Genomic DNA, 14337 nt, shown 5'->3' on the forward strand with positions numbered 1-14337 from the left:
GCCGGCGTCGGCGCCGGGGCGCTCGGGCCCAGGGGGGCTCACGGTCGGGGGGGGACGGGGGAGCCCTAGCGCCCCGGCCCCCCGGAACGGCGAGGGGCGCCGCCCCCGCCTTTCAGGGGCGCGGGGAACTGCGCGACCAGCCCCCACCGGCCCCGCACCGGGGGCCGACGGGGCGCAGCCCCTTGAGGAAGGGACGGGAAGGGGCGGCGGGGTCGAGAAACCTCACCGGCACCCCCCCCCCCCCCGCCCCCCGGGCAACCTCCGCGCCCGCCGCACCTCCTTCGTCGGCCGAGACACCGACATAGACACGATCCGCGACGACCTCACCACCACCCGCCTCGTGACCCTCCTCGGCCCCGGCGGCGCGGGAAAGACCCGCCTCTCCCAAGAAGCCGGCGACGCGGTGGCCGAAGCCATGCCGGACGGCGTCTGGCTCGCCGAACTCGCCCCCGTGGACGACCCCGAGAACGTCCCGGAGGCCGTCCTCACCGCCCTCGGCGCCCGCGAGACCGTCCTCAGGGGCGCCGGCGCCGAGGAGATGCGCGTCGCGGCGGACCGCCCCGACGACCCCGTGGTCCGCCTCGCCGAGCACTGCGCCGGCCGCCACATGCTGCTGATCCTCGACAACTGCGAACACGTCGTGGACGCCGCCGCCCACCTCGTGGACCACCTCCTGCGCCGGTGCCCGGGGCTGACCGTCCTGGCCACCAGCCGCGAACCCCTCGGCGTACCGGGGGAGTTGCTGCGCCCGGTGGAACCGCTGGCCGAACCCCACGCGCTGCGCCTGCTCGCCGACCGGGGAGCGGCCGCCCGGCCCGGGTTCACCGTCGACGCCGACCCGGAGGCCGCCGCCGAGATCTGCCGCCGCCTCGACGGACTGCCGCTCGCGATCGAGCTGGCGGCGGCCCGGCTGCGGATGCTGACGCCCCGCCAGATCGCCGACCGTCTCGACGACCGCTTCCGGCTGCTCACCTCAGGCAGCCGCACCGTGCTGCCCCGGCAGCAGACCCTGCGCGCCGTCGTCGACTGGTCCTGGGAACTCCTCGACGAGGACGAACGGGACGTCCTGCGACGGCTGTCGGTGTTCGCCGGCGGCTGCGACCTGGCCGCCGCCGAGGCCGTCTGCGGTCCCGCCGCGCTGGAGGCGCTCGGCTCCCTCGTCGACAAGTCCCTCGTCGTGGCGGCTCCTTCGGCGGGCGCGGGCACCGAGATGCGCTACCGCCTCCTGGAGACCGTCGTCGAGTACGCCGGCGAGCGGCTCGACGAGACGGGCACCCGCCCCGCCGCCGAACGCGCGCACCTCACGTACTACCGCGAACTCGCCCGCGCCACCGACCCGTTGCTGCGCGGATCCGGCCAGCGCGCCGCGATCGAGCTGCTGGAGCTGGAGTACGAGAACATCCGCACCGCGCTCAGACGCGCCGTCGCCGAGCGGGACGAGCAGGAGGCACTCTGTCTGACCCTGGCGCTGTGCTGGTACTGGCAGATGCGCGACCTGAAGACCGAGGCCCGGCACTGGTCCGCCCAGGTCAAGGACCTCGGCCCGGACCCCTTCACCGCCCCCGCGCGCCCCGTGCCGGACCTGCGCGGACGTGCCGTCGACAGTCCGCCGCCGATGAGCCCGGACGTCCTCGACGAGGCCCGGCGCGGCGCGCACCTCGTCCATCTGGCCTGCATGGACATGGATCTGCCCGCCTGGGAGACGCCCGAGGGCCAGGAGCGGCTGCGGGTCATCAGCGGGACCTACCGGCCGGGCCAGCCGCAGACCTGCCGCTTCCCCGGCTTCATGTGGTTCTACGCCGTCCTGCTGACCGGCGACATGGACCGGCTGCGCGCCATCCTGGACGCCAACATCCGCACCTGCCGCGAACTCGGCTACACCTGGGAGCTGGCGCAGACCCTGCAGATGAGGGCCAACATCCTCGCCAACCGCAGCGACTGGGCCGGCGACGCCACCGTCGACGCCGACGAGTCGCTGGAGATCTTCGACCGGCTCGGGGACGCCTGGGGCGCCGCCGAGGCACTCTCGGCGCGCGGTGAGGCCCGGGAGCGCCAGGGTGAGTTCGCGGCCGCGGCCGCGGATTACGAGCGGGCCATCGAGTACGCCGAACGGCTCGGCACCAACGCCCAGTTGGGCATCCTCGGCGTCCGGCTCGGCAGTGTGCTGGTGGAGGGCGGCGAGGGCGAGCGGGGCGAGAAGATGCTGTTCGACGTCCTGGACGCCGGCCGGCACGCCGCCCGGGAGGCGATGCCCGCGGCCCGCCTCTTCCTCGCCGTGCGGCTCGGCCGCACCGGACGGCTGGCCGAGGCCCGCAGACAACTCGTCCTGCTGCGCGAGGACTTCGAGGCCGCCCACTTCGTGCTCTTCGCCGGGTACGTCCTCGGTGTCGAGGGCTGGCTGGAGGGCGCGGACGGACGCCACGAGGAGGCGCTACGGCTGATCCGTCAGGCCCTGGAGCGGAGCCTGGACAAGCTGTCCCTGGTGGTCACGCCCCATATGCCCTCCCTCCACTTCGTCACCGCCGCGCTGTCCGTCGCCGGGATCGACGGCGGCGCCCGCGCCCTGGACGCGGCCCGCCTCCTCGGCGCCGCCGACGCGCATCTGCCGCCGGGCCACTTCTCCAGCCCGTGGGAGGTCGAGGCCCGCGCGCAGGCCGAGCGCGAGGTCCGGGCGCTGCTGGACGACGCGGCCCACGAGAGGGCGTACGCCGAGGGCGGCGCCCTCTCCCTCGCGGAGGCCGCCGCCCTCGTCTGAGTTCAGTTCTTGGTCTTGAACTTGTGGATCGCGATGGGCGCCATGACCGCCGTCAGCGCCACCGACCAGCCGACGGTGACCAGCAGGTCATGGGCGACGGGCCCGCCCGTCATCAGCCCGCGTGCCGCGTCCGCGAGGGACGACAGCGGGTTGTAGTCGGTGAACGCCTGCAGCCAGCCCGGCATGGACTGCGTCGGCGCGAAGATCGACGAGCCGAACTGCAACGGGAACAGGACCAGGAAGCCGACGCCCTGCACGGACTGCGCGCTGTTCAGCGTCACGCCCAGCACCAGGAAGATCCACATCAGGGACGAGCCGAAGACGACGGACAGGCCCACCGCCGCGAACAGCCCCGGCCAGCTGGTGACGTCGAAGCCGACGAGGACACCGACGGTCAGCAGGATCGTCGTGGCGACCAGATTACGCAGCAGCTCGACGGAGATCTTCGCGAGCAGCACCGAGGAACGGCCGATCGGCAGGGACCGGAAACGGTCCATGATGCCTTTCTGGAAATCCTCGTTGAACCCGGTGCCGACCCCCATGGCCATGTTCATGCCCGTCATCGCCATCAGGCCCGGCACCACGTACTGCACGTACTGCTCCTGGCCGCCGCCCAGCGCCTGCCCGATGGAGCCGCCGAAGACGTACACGAAGAGCAGGGTGAAGACGATCGGCATCAGAACCGCGTCGAACATCGACTCGGGGTTCTGCCGGATCCACAGCAGATTGCGCCGAATGAGCGCGCCGGTGTGCCGGGCGTGGGCCCGCGGCCCGATCCGGCCGTCGGCCTCGCCGGTGGTGGGCAGGGTGGCGGCACTCATACGGATACCTCTTCGTACGCGGGGGACGGGACGGCGTCCTGCGCCGCACTGGTCTTGTGGCCGGTGAGGGACAGGAACACCTCGTCCAGGCTGGGCAGTTCGGTGCTGATCGAGGCGATGGTGACGCCGCGCGCGGTGATCGCCCCGACGACGGCGGTCAGCTGCTCGTCGCTGAGGATCGGCACGAGGAGGGTGCCGGTCTCGGTGTCCACGGTGGTGGTGGCGAGCCCGGTGATCCCCAGGTCGTCCAGATTCGCGGCCAGCGGGCGCAGTTGCACCGGATCGGCCGTCCGGACCCGGAGCGTACGCCCGCCGACCTGTGCCTTCAGTTCCTCGATCCGGCCTCCCGCGATCACCTTCCCCTGGTCGATCACGGTCAGCTCCGAGGCCAGTTGCTCGGCCTCCTCCATGTACTGCGTGGTCAGCAACACGGTCACGCCGTCGCCGACCATCCGCTTCACCTCGGCCCACACCTCGTTGCGGGTGTGCGGGTCCAGACCGGTCGTCGGCTCGTCCAGGTACAGCACGGCCGGGCTGCCGATCATGGACGCGGCCAGGTCGAGCCGCCGCCGCATACCGCCGGAGTACGTCCCCGCCGGGCGCCCGGCGGCCTCCGTGAGCGAGAACCGCTCCAGCAGACCGGTCGCGCGGCTCTTCGCCTCCTTCCGGGGCAGGTCGAGCAGCCGTCCGATCATGTACAGGTTCTCGAAGCCGGACAGCTTCTCGTCCACGGACGCGTACTGCCCGGTCAGGCCGATCACCCGGCGCAGCTGGCGGGGCTGCCGTACGACGTCGTACCCGGCCACGGTCGCCTGCCCCGCGTCCGGTGTGATCAGCGTGGACAGGCACCGCACGAGCGTGGTCTTGCCCGCCCCGTTGGGGCCGAGCACGCCCATCACCGTGCCCTCCCGCACGTCGAGGTCGACACCGTCCAGCGCCCTGGTCTCCCCGTAGTGCTTGACCAGCCCCCGCACGGCGACAGCGCCCTTCGCGCCGCTGGCGTTCTTGTCGATTCGTGTCATGAGGACGAAGGTCCCAGCCCTCACCGACAACCCACCGACAACCCACCGACAGGCCCGACGGCTCACCGACACGCGTAAAAGACGGGCACTGTCGAGCTCACGGCGACGGGGCTACGGGCCGGAGAGGCACGGGACTACGGGCCCGAAAAGCACGGGGCGCAGCCCCTGCTTTTCAGGGGCGCGGGGAACTGCGCGAGAACCCCCACCGGACCCGCGCCCGCCGACGAACCCGTGACCCCCCACCCCCTCCCGCGCCCCCAACCCAACCCCACGCCCCCGAACACACCGCAGCCCGCCGACGGGGGAAGATCGGCGGGCTGCGGGTGGGTGGTACCGCAATGGCTCGATGCGGCGCCCTCCGTCCTAGTGGACGGAGTGCTCCTCCAGCGGGAACGTTCCGCCCACGACGTCCTCGGCGAACGCCTTCGCCGCGTCACCCATGATCGTACGAAGATCTGCGTACTTCTTGACGAACTTCGGCACCCGCCCGCCCGTCAGCCCGAGCATGTCGGTCCACACGAGCACCTGCGCGTCGGTCTCGGCCCCGGCCCCGATGCCGACCGTCGGAATGTGCAGCACCCGGGTGACCTCCGCCGCCAGCTCCGCCGGAACCAGCTCCAGGACGACCGCGAACGCGCCCGCGTCCTGGACGGCCTTGGCGTCGCGCAGCAACTGCTGCGCGGCCTCCTCCCCGCGCCCCTGCACGCGGTAGCCCATCGCGTTGACGGACTGCGGCGTGAGGCCGATGTGGGCCATGACGGGGATGCCGGACTCGACCAGCAGCTCGATCTGGCGGTGCGACCGCTCGCCGCCCTCCAGCTTGACCGCGCCGACCCCGGCCTCCTTGACCAGCCGGGTCGCCGAGCGCAGCGCCTGCACCGGGCCCTCCTGGTAGGAGCCGAAGGGCAGGTCGCCGACGATCAGGGCGCGGCTGGTGCCCCGTACGACCGCCGCGGAGAGCATGGTCATCTCGTCGAGGGTGACGGGCACGGTCGACTCGTAGCCGAGGTGGCAGTTGCCCGCGGAGTCGCCGACCAGCATGACCGGGATGCCGGCCTCGTCGAAGACGGACGCGGTCATCGCGTCGTACGCGGTGAGCATGGGCCACTTCTCGCCGCGTTCCTTGGCGAGGGCGATGTCCCGGACGGTGATACGGCGTGTGCCCTTGCCCCCGTACAGCGCCTTGCTGCCGTCGGAGGGCTTCGTCTGGGCAGCCGAAAGCTGCGTCATGGCTCCAGCTCCTTCATGTCATCTCGAGGCACCCTGACGGTGTCCCCGGACCACTTCCATGGTGGCACCTAGGGCAGGGGACGGCTAGGGCGGGTACATGTGACCGTTCAGGCATACGGCGCGTAAGAGCCGGGTAAAAGAATTTCGATACGAGACGGTCCCGTATCGAAATAGGTCTAGGGTCGACGACATGACTACCGCAGTCCCTGACTCCCGCGTACCGGCGGCGGTGCACCGGCGCCGCTGGGTGATCCTCGGCGTGCTGATGCTGAGCCTGCTGATCGTGGTGCTCGACAACTCGATCCTCAACGTCGCCATCAAGACGATCTCCACCCCGGAGCCCACCGGGCTCGGCGCCACCCAGAGCGAGCTGGAGTGGGCGATCAACGCCTACACCCTGGTCTTCGCGGGGCTGCTGTTCTCCGCCGGTCTCCTCGGCGACCGGCTCGGCCGCAAGAAGGTCCTGCTCGGCGGACTGGTCGTCTTCGGCATCGGCTCCGCGCTGGCCGCCCTGTCGGGCTCCCCGGCCGAGCTGATCGCCTTCCGCGCGGTCATGGGCCTCGGCGCCGCCTTCGTGATGCCCGCCACCCTCGCCGTCCTGATGAACGTCTTCGAACGTGACGAGCAGCCGAAGGCCATCGGCATCTGGGCGGGCGGCGTGGGCCTGGCCATCGCCATCGGCCCGATCACCGGCGGCGTCCTCCTGGACCACTTCTGGTGGGGCTCGGTCTTCCTGATCAACGTGCCGATCGTCGTCCTCGCCCTCGGACTGATGCTCTGGCTGGTCCCCGACTCGCGCGACCCGCACCCCGGCCGTGTCGACCCGATCGGCGTACTGCTCTCCGTGGTCGGCCTCGTCCTGCTCGTCTACGGCATCATCCGCGGCGGCCAGCTCGCCGACTTCACCGACGCCACGGTCCTCGCGCCCACCGGAGCCGGCCTCGCGGTCCTCGCCGCCTTCGTGGTGTTCGAGAAGCGCAGCGACCACCCCTCCATCGACATGTCGTTCTTCAGGAACAAGGTGTTCTCGACCGCCATCGGCGTCATCGGCCTGGTCTTCTTCGCGCTGATGGGCGTGACCTTCTTCTCCGTCTTCTACACCCAGACCGTACGCGGCTACTCCCCGCTCCAGACCGGCCTGCTCATGCTCCCGCTGGCCGTCGCGCAGCTCGTCTTCGCGCCCCGCGCCCGCCTCCTCGTCGACCGGTTCGGCAACAGCGCGGTGTGCACGGCGGGCATGACGCTGATCGCCGCGACGCTGGCCGCGTTCGCCGTGCTGGACGCGGACACCCCGATCTGGATCCTCGAAGTCGTCTTCTTCCTCATGGGTGTCGGCATGGCCCATGTGATGACCCCGTTGAGCGTCGTGGTCATGCAGGCGCTGCCCCGCGAGAAGGCCGGCTCCGCGTCCGCGCTCAGCAACACCTTCCGGCAGGTCGGCGGCGCCCTCGGTATCGCCGTCCTCGGCTCGGTGCTCTCCGCCGCCTACCGCAACGGCATCGAGGGCGAGCTGCCCGCCGGCGCCCCGCACGCCGCCGCCGAGTCCGTCGAGGCCACCCTGGCACTCGCCGCCCGGCTCGGCGAGCGGGGCGAGGCCCTGGTCGCCCCGGCCCACGACGCCTTCCTGCACGCCATGCACGTGACGGCCCTGTGCGGAGCCGGTATCGCCCTCCTCGGCGCCGTGGCCATGGCGGTGTTCCTGCCGGGACGGCAGAAGGGCGGCCAAGAGGGCGAGGAGGAGGCCGAGTTGGTGGTCGCCGAGCACTGACGGAGAATCGGGCCGGCCCAGATGAGAGCCGGGCCGGCACACGAGAGACGGAGTCGACCTTGAGCCTCGCCGAGAGCCACGCCGGAGACGGGCGGGTCCGGGACGGCGGTCCCGGACGCGGGCGGCCCCGCAGCGAGGCCGTGGAGCGGTCCATCATCGAGGGCGTCATGAGGCTCCTCGAAGAGGGGGTGCCGCTCGCCGAGTTGTCGATCGAGCGGGTGGCCCGCACCGCCGGTGTCGGCAAGGCGACCATCTACCGCCGCTGGAGCGGCAAGGAGGCCCTCTTCGTCGACGTACTGCGCGCCGCCGAACCCCCGGACCCGGTACTGCCCGGCACCTCGATGCGCGACGACCTGGTCGTCTTCCTGGAGGCGGCCCGCCGACGCGGGCTGCTCAACCGGCCCTCGGCGATCCTGCACAACGTCATCGCCCAGATGAAGAGCAGCCCCAAGATCTGGGAGGCCTACCACGCGGACGTCGTCGCCCCCCGCCGCCGGGCCCTCGCCGACGTCCTGCGCCGGGGCCGGGACAACGGCGAACTCCGCCCGGACGTGGACATCGACCTCGTCGGCGACCTGGTCTTCGGTCCGATGCTGGTCCGCACCGTCATGCGTCCGGAGGCCCCGCTCCCCGAGGATCTCGCCGAGAACATCGTCGACGCGGTGCTCGAAGGGCTTCGCCCGCCCGACTGACCGCTGACGGTCTGCGAAGTGAGTCACAGTGATGTGCGCGTTTCGTTACAGACGTCGGGACCTGTCCGCCGGTTCGGAACTCCGAACAGCAAGTTGTGCGTCCTCCTGCCCGTACGACCGCCCGGTGACGGCGGGAACGACGGCGATCATCCCCTAGGGTTTTGAGAGCGCGGGGGGAAGAAGTGCACGGCAGGCAGTGAGGCGACGGTATGGCGCAGGCGTACATGACGGAGACGGGCGGCGGCGGCACGGGGCAGGGCCGCGAACAATCCCGGTTCCGGCGCCTGTTCGGCCGCCTCTTCGGCGGCTGGAGAGGGGACCGGGGGATCTGGCGGCGCGGCATCGTCCTCGCGGTCCTCGCGGTTCTCGTCGCCCTGGTGATGGTGCTGCACGCCCAGGTCCCCAACGCGGTCGGAAACCTGGGCAGTCTGACCGAGACGTTCCTGCCGTGGTTCGGCGTCGCGATCCCGTTGCTGCTGATCCTCGCGCTGGTCCGCAGGTCGGCGACCGCGCTGATCGCGCTCCTGGTGCCCACGGTCGTCTGGCTGAACATCTTCGGCGGACTGGTCACCAGCAAGACCGGCGGCGGCGGCGACCTCGCCGTCGTCACCCACAACGTCAACGCGGACAACGCCGACCCGTCCGGCACGGCCCGCGAGGTCGCCGCCTCCGGCGCGGACGTGGTGGCCCTGGAGGAACTCACCGAGAACGCGGTGCCGGTGTACGAGAAGGCGCTGGCGGCGACGTACCCGTACCACGAGGTCGTCGGCACGGTCGGGCTGTGGAGCAAGTACCGGATGAGCGACACCAAGGCCGTCGACATCAAGCTCGGCTGGGAGCGCGCGATGCGTTCCACGGTGGCGGCGCCGGACGGGCCCGTCGCCGTCTACGTCGCCCATCTCCCCTCGGTGCGGGTGAAGCTGGAGGCCGGGTTCACCGCCCGCCAGCGCGACAAGAGCGCCGACGCCCTCGGTGAGGCCATCGCGGACGAGCCGATCCAGCAGGTCGTCCTCCTCGGTGACCTCAACGGCACCATGAATGACCGCGCTTTGAACGCCGTCACCGCCCAGATGCGCTCCACCCAGGGCGCCGCGGGCAACGGCTTCGGCTTCAGCTGGCCGGCGTCGTTCCCGATGGCCCGCATCGACCAGATCATGGTCCGCGGCATGGAACCCAAGGCGTCCTGGACCCTGCCGGAGACCGGCAGCGACCATCTGCCGGTGGCGGCGCGGGTGACGACGGAGACGTCGAGCGGCTGACGGTGCGGGTGACGATCGACACGTCCGAGGGCTGACGGCGGGCTGACGACGCAGGTGGGGCGGGTGAGCGGGTCGCGGGAACAAACCCCCGGTTCGGGTTTGTTCCGCTAGGGAACATACGATGGAACGGAACCGATTCCTTCCTTTCCTTCCCTCTGCCCTCCTGCACCCTTTGAAAGGTCTCTCCGCCATGCCTTTGGCCCTGCTCGCTCTCGCCGTAGGCGCCTTCGGAATCGGCACGACCGAGTTCGTCATCATGGGCCTCCTCCCCGAGGTCGCCGCCGACCTCGGCATCTCGATCCCCGCCGCCGGCCATCTCGTCTCGGCGTACGCGCTCGGCGTCGTCATCGGCGCCCCGCTGCTCGCCGCGGCCACCGCCCGGATGCCCCGCCGCAAGGTGCTGATCGGGCTGATGCTCCTCTTCGTCGCCGGCAACGCGCTCTCCGCGCTCGCCCCCGACGAGCACTGGCTGCTCGCCGCCCGCTTCCTCAGCGGTCTGCCGCACGGTGCCTTCTTCGGCGTCGGCGCGGTCGTCGCGACCGGCCTCGTGGCGCCGGAGCGCAAGGCCCGCTCGGTCTCGCTGATGTTCCTCGGCCTGACGATCGCCAATGTCGCCGGTGTCCCGGCCGCGACCCTCGTGGGCCAGCACTTCGGCTGGCGGATCACCTTCCTCGGCGTCAGCGCGATCGGCCTGGCCGCCATCGCCTCCCTGGCCCTCCTGCTGCGGGACGACCGGGCGGAGAACCACTCCTCCGGCCTGCGCGGCGAACTGGGCGCCCTGCGCTCCCTGCCCGTGTGGCTCGCCCTCGGCACGACCGTCGCCGGCTTCGGTGCCCTCTTCTCCGCCTACAGCTACATCACGCCGATGCTCACGGACTCCGCCGGGTACGCCGAGACCAGCGTGACCATGCTGCTCGCGCTGTTCGGCGTCGGCGCGACCATCGGCAACCTGGCCGGCGGACGCCTTGCCGACCACTCCCTCCGGGGCACCCTCTTCGGTGGCCTGGTGTCCCTGATCCTCGTGCTGGCCCTCTTCCCGGTCCTCATGGCCGCGCAGTGGAGCGCCGCCCTGGCCGTCCTCCTCCTCGGCGTCGCCGCCTTCGCCACCGGCTCGCCCCTCCAGCTGATGGTCATGGAGAAGGCCGCCGCCGCCCCCTCCCTCGCCTCTTCCGCCAACCAGGCCGCCTTCAACCTCGCCAACGCCGGCGGCGCCTGGATCGGCGGACTCGCCCTGACCGCCGGCCTCGGCACGACGGCCCCGGCGACCGCGGGCGCGGCCCTCGCGCTGATCGGACTGGCGGTCGCGGCGGCGGCCTACACCGTCGACACCCGCAGGAGCCGAGTGACCACTCCCGTCCCCGGGCGCGGCCGCGTGGTGGCGTCCCATGTGCCGGGGGAGTCGGAGACGGTGGGGGTCTGAGGCGGTACGGGACCGACACACCGAGGACCGACGCGCGCTCCTGAAGAAGGAACCAGCCATTTTTCACGCGAGCAAGGATCGTTCTGTAAGGCGACCGCCCCCGGCCGGAATGCGGCCGGGGGCGGATTTGCGCCATCGGCAGTTGTTCAGGCGCGCAGGTTCTTCAGCGTGAACCAGAAATTGGTGAGCGAATCCGAGGGGACGTTGGCCCTGTCGTAGTACTTCTGGTTCGCCGTGGTGCGGTCGGCGCAGTTGTTCGTGGTGTAACCCCAGACCTCGACCCTGGCGCCGTTGTTGACGAGCGCCCGGGTGTCGTTCCAGGTGCCCGGTGTGACCGTGAAGCACTGCTGCACGCCACCACCGACGACACCGATGGTGCCGACGTCCGACGGGACGTTCACCTGCAGGTAGTGCCTCCCAGGGTGGCCGGGCGCGTCGGCCAGGGCGGGTGCCGCGGCGGCGCCGGCCACGACCGCCGCCAGGCAGAGGGCGGCGGCGGAGCGTATGACAGCGGTCTTGCGTGCGGGCTTTTCGACTCGCATTGAGGCGGTCCTTTGCGGTTGTTCCGATAAACAATTGCCGCCCATGTGGGGGGTGGCAATCGCATCTTCCCATATCGAAAGTGAGTGACCGTCACAAAGGCGTTGCTTGAAGTGTAAAGATCTTTGAATGCATGTGAATGAACAGTGAATGGTCGAGTACTCGCGAGTTTTACCGGGCGGTAATCTCGGGCGGTGATTGTGAAATCGCCTCGCCCGGGATCCGCTCCCGGCCCTACCCTCACGGTCATGACAGCACAGGACACGTCCGGCCGGCCGCGGCTCGCTCCGAGCGGCGGGGGGCCGGTGATCAGGCGGGAGACCCCCGACGACCACCGAGCGGTGCGCGGGGTCCACACGCGCGCCTTCGGCGACGGTGAGCGGATTCCCGGGCTCGTGGAGGCATTGCGCGTCGCGAAGGCCGCGACGGCACCGCTCTCCTTCGTCGCCACCGTGGACGACCGGGTCGTCGGACACGTTCTGCTGAGCGCGGCACGCCTGGACGCCCCGCGCCGGATCGTGGACGTCCTGACCCTGTCGCCGCTGGGCGTGCTCCCGGAGTTCCAGCGTCAGGGCATCGGCGCCCGGCTCGTCGCGCACGCCCTCGCGGCGGCGGAGGGCCAGGGCGTGCCGCTGGTCTTCCTGGAAGGGTCACCCCACTACTACGGCACACGCGGCTTCGAGAACGCCGGCGCGGCGGGCTTCCGTTCACCGTCGCTGCGCATACCCGAGGCCGCGTTCCAGGTCGCCCGTCTGTCCGCTCACGAACCGTGGATGACAGGCACTTTCGTCTACTCGGAGGTCTTCTGGGCCTTCGACTGCGTCGGTCTGCGCGACCCGGAGGCCTGAGGGGCCCGGAGGCCTGAGGGGCCCGGAGGTATCCGGAGGTATGAGGGGCCCGGAGGCCCGAGGGACCCGCCCTCGGGCCTCGACCCGGCACCTACGCCTGCTCGCGCCACCGGTTCGTGATCGGCAGCCGGCGGTCCTTGCCGAAGCCCTTCGGGGAGATCTTCGTGCCCGGGGGGTACTGACGGCGCTTGTACTCGGCGGTGTCGACCATGCGCAGGGTCCTGGTGACCAGCTCCCGGTCGAAGCCGGCGGCGACGATCGCGTCGGCGCCCTGGTCGCGGTCGACGTACAGCGCGAGGATCGCGTCCAGGACCGGGTAGTCCGGCAGGGAGTCCGTGTCGACCTGGCCGGGGCGGAGTTCCGCGCTCGGGGGCTTGGTGATGGAGTTCTCCGGGATCGGCGGGGTCTGGCCCCGCTCCGCCGCCGCCCGGTTGCGCCACTCGGCGAGCCGGAAGATCGACGTCTTGTACACGTCCTTGATGGGGCCGTACGCGCCCACCGAGTCGCCGTAGAGCGTCGAGTAACCCACCGCCAGCTCCGACTTGTTGCCGGGCGCGAGGACGATGTGGCCCTCCTGGTTGGAGATCGCCATCAGCAGCGTGCCGCGCAGGCGCGACTGGAGGTTCTCCTCGGCCAGACCCGTCAGCTCGGTCGACGACATGTACGCGTCGAACATCGGCGCGATCGGGATCGTGCGGAAGTTCAGACCCGTCCGCCGGGCCAGCTCCGCCGCGTCGTCCTTGGAGTGGTCCGAGGAGTACTTCGACGGCATGGACACGCCGTACACGTTCTGCGCCCCCAGCGCGTCGCACGCGATCGCCGCGACGAGGGCCGAGTCGATACCGCCGGAGAGCCCGATCAGTACGGACGAGAAGCCGTTCTTCGCCGCGTACGCCCGCAGCCCCACCACCAGCGCCGAGTACACCTCCTCGTCGTCGTCGAGGCGCTCCGCGTACCCGCCGGCCAGCTCCGGCTCGTACGCGGGCAGCGGCTCCTCGGACAGGACGAGCCGGTCGATGCGCAGCCCGTCGTCCACACGCTGACCATCAGCGGCTTCGCCGCGGGCGGTGACCGGCTCGGCGGCGGCCGCCGGGAGGTCCAGATCCAGGACCACGCACCCCTCCGCGAACTGCGGCGCCCGCGCGACCACTTCGCCGTGCCGGTCGACGACGATCGAGTCACCGTCGAAGACCAGTTCGTCCTGGCCGCCGATCATCGCCAGGTAAGCGGTCGTGCAGCCGGCCTCCTGGGCGCGCTTGCGCACCAGTTCGAGCCGGGTGTCGTCCTTGTCGCGCTCGTACGGTGAGGCGTTGATGGAGAGCAGCAGCCCGGCTCCGGCGGACCGGGCGGCCGGGACGCGGCCGCCGTCCTGCCAGAGGTCCTCGCAGATGGCCAGGGCGATGTCGACGCCGTGCAGCCGCAGCATCGGCATGGTGTCGCCGGGTACGAAGTAGCGGAACTCGTCGAACACGCCGTAGTTGGGGAGGTGGTGCTTGGCGTAGGTGAGTGCCACCTCGCCCCGGTGCAGCACCGCGCCCGCGTTCCTCGGCGCCCCGGCCGGCTGGCCGTACTTCGGCGCGGCGGACTCGGAACGGTCGAGGTAGCCGACGATCACCGGCAGCTCCCCGAAGCCCTCGTCGGCGAGCCGCGCGGCGAGCGCCTTCAGCGCGGCCCGGGACGCCTCCACGAAGGACTGGCGCAGCGCCAGGTCCTCGACGGGGTACCCGGTCAGCACCATCTCCGGGAACGCCACCAGATGCGCTCCCTGCTCGGCCGAGTGCCGGGTCCAGCGGACCACCGCCTCGGCGTTCCCGGCGAGATCGCCGACGGTCGAGTCGATCTGATTCAAAGCGAGACGAAGTTGAGGCACGCGGCCCAGTGTAATCGTCAGAGCGACGCTATGGGGTGTGGGGCGCCCCACGTTCGCCGCCGCCCCCGCCCCGCGTCCCGCACCCTCGCGTCCCGCACCCCCGCCGTCCCGG

Annotated in this window: 11 protein-coding genes; 6 read left to right on the top strand and 5 right to left on the bottom strand. The window is 71.3% G+C overall.

Annotated features, from left to right (window positions below; genetic code table 11):
* On the top strand, nucleotides 1-2755 hold a 2755-nt coding region (locus RM704_RS21850), incomplete at its 5' end, for an ATP-binding protein (RefSeq protein ID WP_438828940.1).
* A gap of 2 nt (nucleotides 2756-2757) precedes the next feature.
* Here the strand turns inward: RM704_RS21850 and RM704_RS21855 are convergent.
* The 3 genes from RM704_RS21855 to panB all read right to left on the bottom strand — a co-directional run bounded on the left by RM704_RS21855 (nucleotide 2758) and on the right by panB (nucleotide 5828).
* A complete protein-coding gene (locus RM704_RS21855) occupies nucleotides 2758-3576 on the bottom strand; it encodes an ABC transporter permease (RefSeq protein WP_033527400.1) in 819 nt (272 codons plus the stop codon).
* On the bottom strand, nucleotides 3573-4598 hold the full coding sequence (locus RM704_RS21860; protein ID WP_033527401.1) for an ATP-binding cassette domain-containing protein: 1026 nt from the start codon (nucleotides 4596-4598) through the stop codon (nucleotides 3573-3575). Before RM704_RS21860 ends, RM704_RS21855 begins: the two co-directional genes overlap by 4 nt.
* 363 nt (nucleotides 4599-4961) lie before the next feature.
* Entirely contained in the window at nucleotides 4962-5828 is an 867-nt protein-coding gene (gene panB, locus RM704_RS21865) for a 3-methyl-2-oxobutanoate hydroxymethyltransferase (protein WP_033527402.1), read from the bottom strand.
* Between the two features lie 190 nt (nucleotides 5829-6018).
* Between panB and RM704_RS21870 the strand changes: the two genes are divergently transcribed.
* The 4 genes from RM704_RS21870 (at nucleotide 6019) to RM704_RS21885 (ending at nucleotide 10967) form a co-directional block, all read left to right on the top strand.
* Nucleotides 6019-7596, top strand: coding sequence for an MFS transporter (locus RM704_RS21870; protein WP_033527403.1), 1578 nt, complete (start codon nucleotides 6019-6021; stop codon nucleotides 7594-7596).
* 59 nt (nucleotides 7597-7655) lie between these two features.
* A complete protein-coding gene (locus tag RM704_RS21875; protein WP_033527404.1) occupies nucleotides 7656-8288 on the top strand; it encodes a TetR/AcrR family transcriptional regulator in 633 nt (210 codons plus the stop codon).
* A gap of 209 nt (nucleotides 8289-8497) precedes the next feature.
* Entirely contained in the window at nucleotides 8498-9547 is a 1050-nt protein-coding gene (locus RM704_RS21880) for an endonuclease/exonuclease/phosphatase family protein (protein WP_033527405.1), read from the top strand.
* Nucleotides 9548-9737: 190 nt separating this feature from the next.
* A complete protein-coding gene (locus RM704_RS21885; protein WP_033527406.1) occupies nucleotides 9738-10967 on the top strand; it encodes an MFS transporter in 1230 nt (409 codons plus the stop codon).
* Between the two features lie 146 nt (nucleotides 10968-11113).
* On the opposite strand, the gene RM704_RS21890 is transcribed toward RM704_RS21885, so the two are convergent.
* Nucleotides 11114-11509 (bottom strand): hypothetical protein, encoded by a 396-nt coding sequence (locus RM704_RS21890; protein ID WP_033527407.1) that lies wholly within the window; start codon nucleotides 11507-11509, stop codon nucleotides 11114-11116.
* A gap of 303 nt (nucleotides 11510-11812) precedes the next feature.
* Between RM704_RS21890 and RM704_RS21895 the strand changes: the two genes are divergently transcribed.
* Nucleotides 11813-12355 carry a GNAT family N-acetyltransferase gene (locus RM704_RS21895; protein ID WP_033527509.1) on the top strand — a complete coding sequence of 181 codons (543 nt, stop codon included), beginning with the start codon at nucleotides 11813-11815 and terminating at the stop codon, nucleotides 12353-12355.
* A 91-nt stretch (nucleotides 12356-12446) separates the two neighbouring features.
* On the opposite strand, the gene RM704_RS21900 is transcribed toward RM704_RS21895, so the two are convergent.
* Nucleotides 12447-14225, bottom strand: a complete 1779-nt coding sequence (locus tag RM704_RS21900; RefSeq protein WP_033527408.1) for an NAD+ synthase — start codon at nucleotides 14223-14225, stop codon at nucleotides 12447-12449.
* Between the last annotated feature and the right edge of the window lie 112 nt (nucleotides 14226-14337).

It is taken from the genome of Streptomyces gottesmaniae (genome assembly GCF_031845845.1).
GTDB lineage: Bacteria > Actinomycetota > Actinomycetes > Streptomycetales > Streptomycetaceae > Streptomyces > Streptomyces akebiae.

Excerpts from the sequence above, each read along its gene's own strand:
- RM704_RS21860 (WP_033527401.1), bottom strand. The coding sequence starts at position 4,598 with ATGACACGAATCGACAAGAACGCCAGCGGCGCGAAGGGCGCTGTCGCC.
- RM704_RS21880 (WP_033527405.1), top strand. The coding sequence starts at position 8,498 with ATGGCGCAGGCGTACATGACGGAGACGGGCGGCGGCGGCACGGGGCAG.
- RM704_RS21885 (WP_033527406.1), top strand. The coding sequence starts at position 9,738 with ATGCCTTTGGCCCTGCTCGCTCTCGCCGTAGGCGCCTTCGGAATCGGC.
- RM704_RS21855 (WP_033527400.1), bottom strand. The coding sequence starts at position 3,576 with ATGAGTGCCGCCACCCTGCCCACCACCGGCGAGGCCGACGGCCGGATC.
- RM704_RS21890 (WP_033527407.1), bottom strand. The coding sequence starts at position 11,509 with ATGCGAGTCGAAAAGCCCGCACGCAAGACCGCTGTCATACGCTCCGCC.
- panB (WP_033527402.1), bottom strand. The coding sequence starts at position 5,828 with ATGACGCAGCTTTCGGCTGCCCAGACGAAGCCCTCCGACGGCAGCAAG.
- RM704_RS21870 (WP_033527403.1), top strand. The coding sequence starts at position 6,019 with ATGACTACCGCAGTCCCTGACTCCCGCGTACCGGCGGCGGTGCACCGG.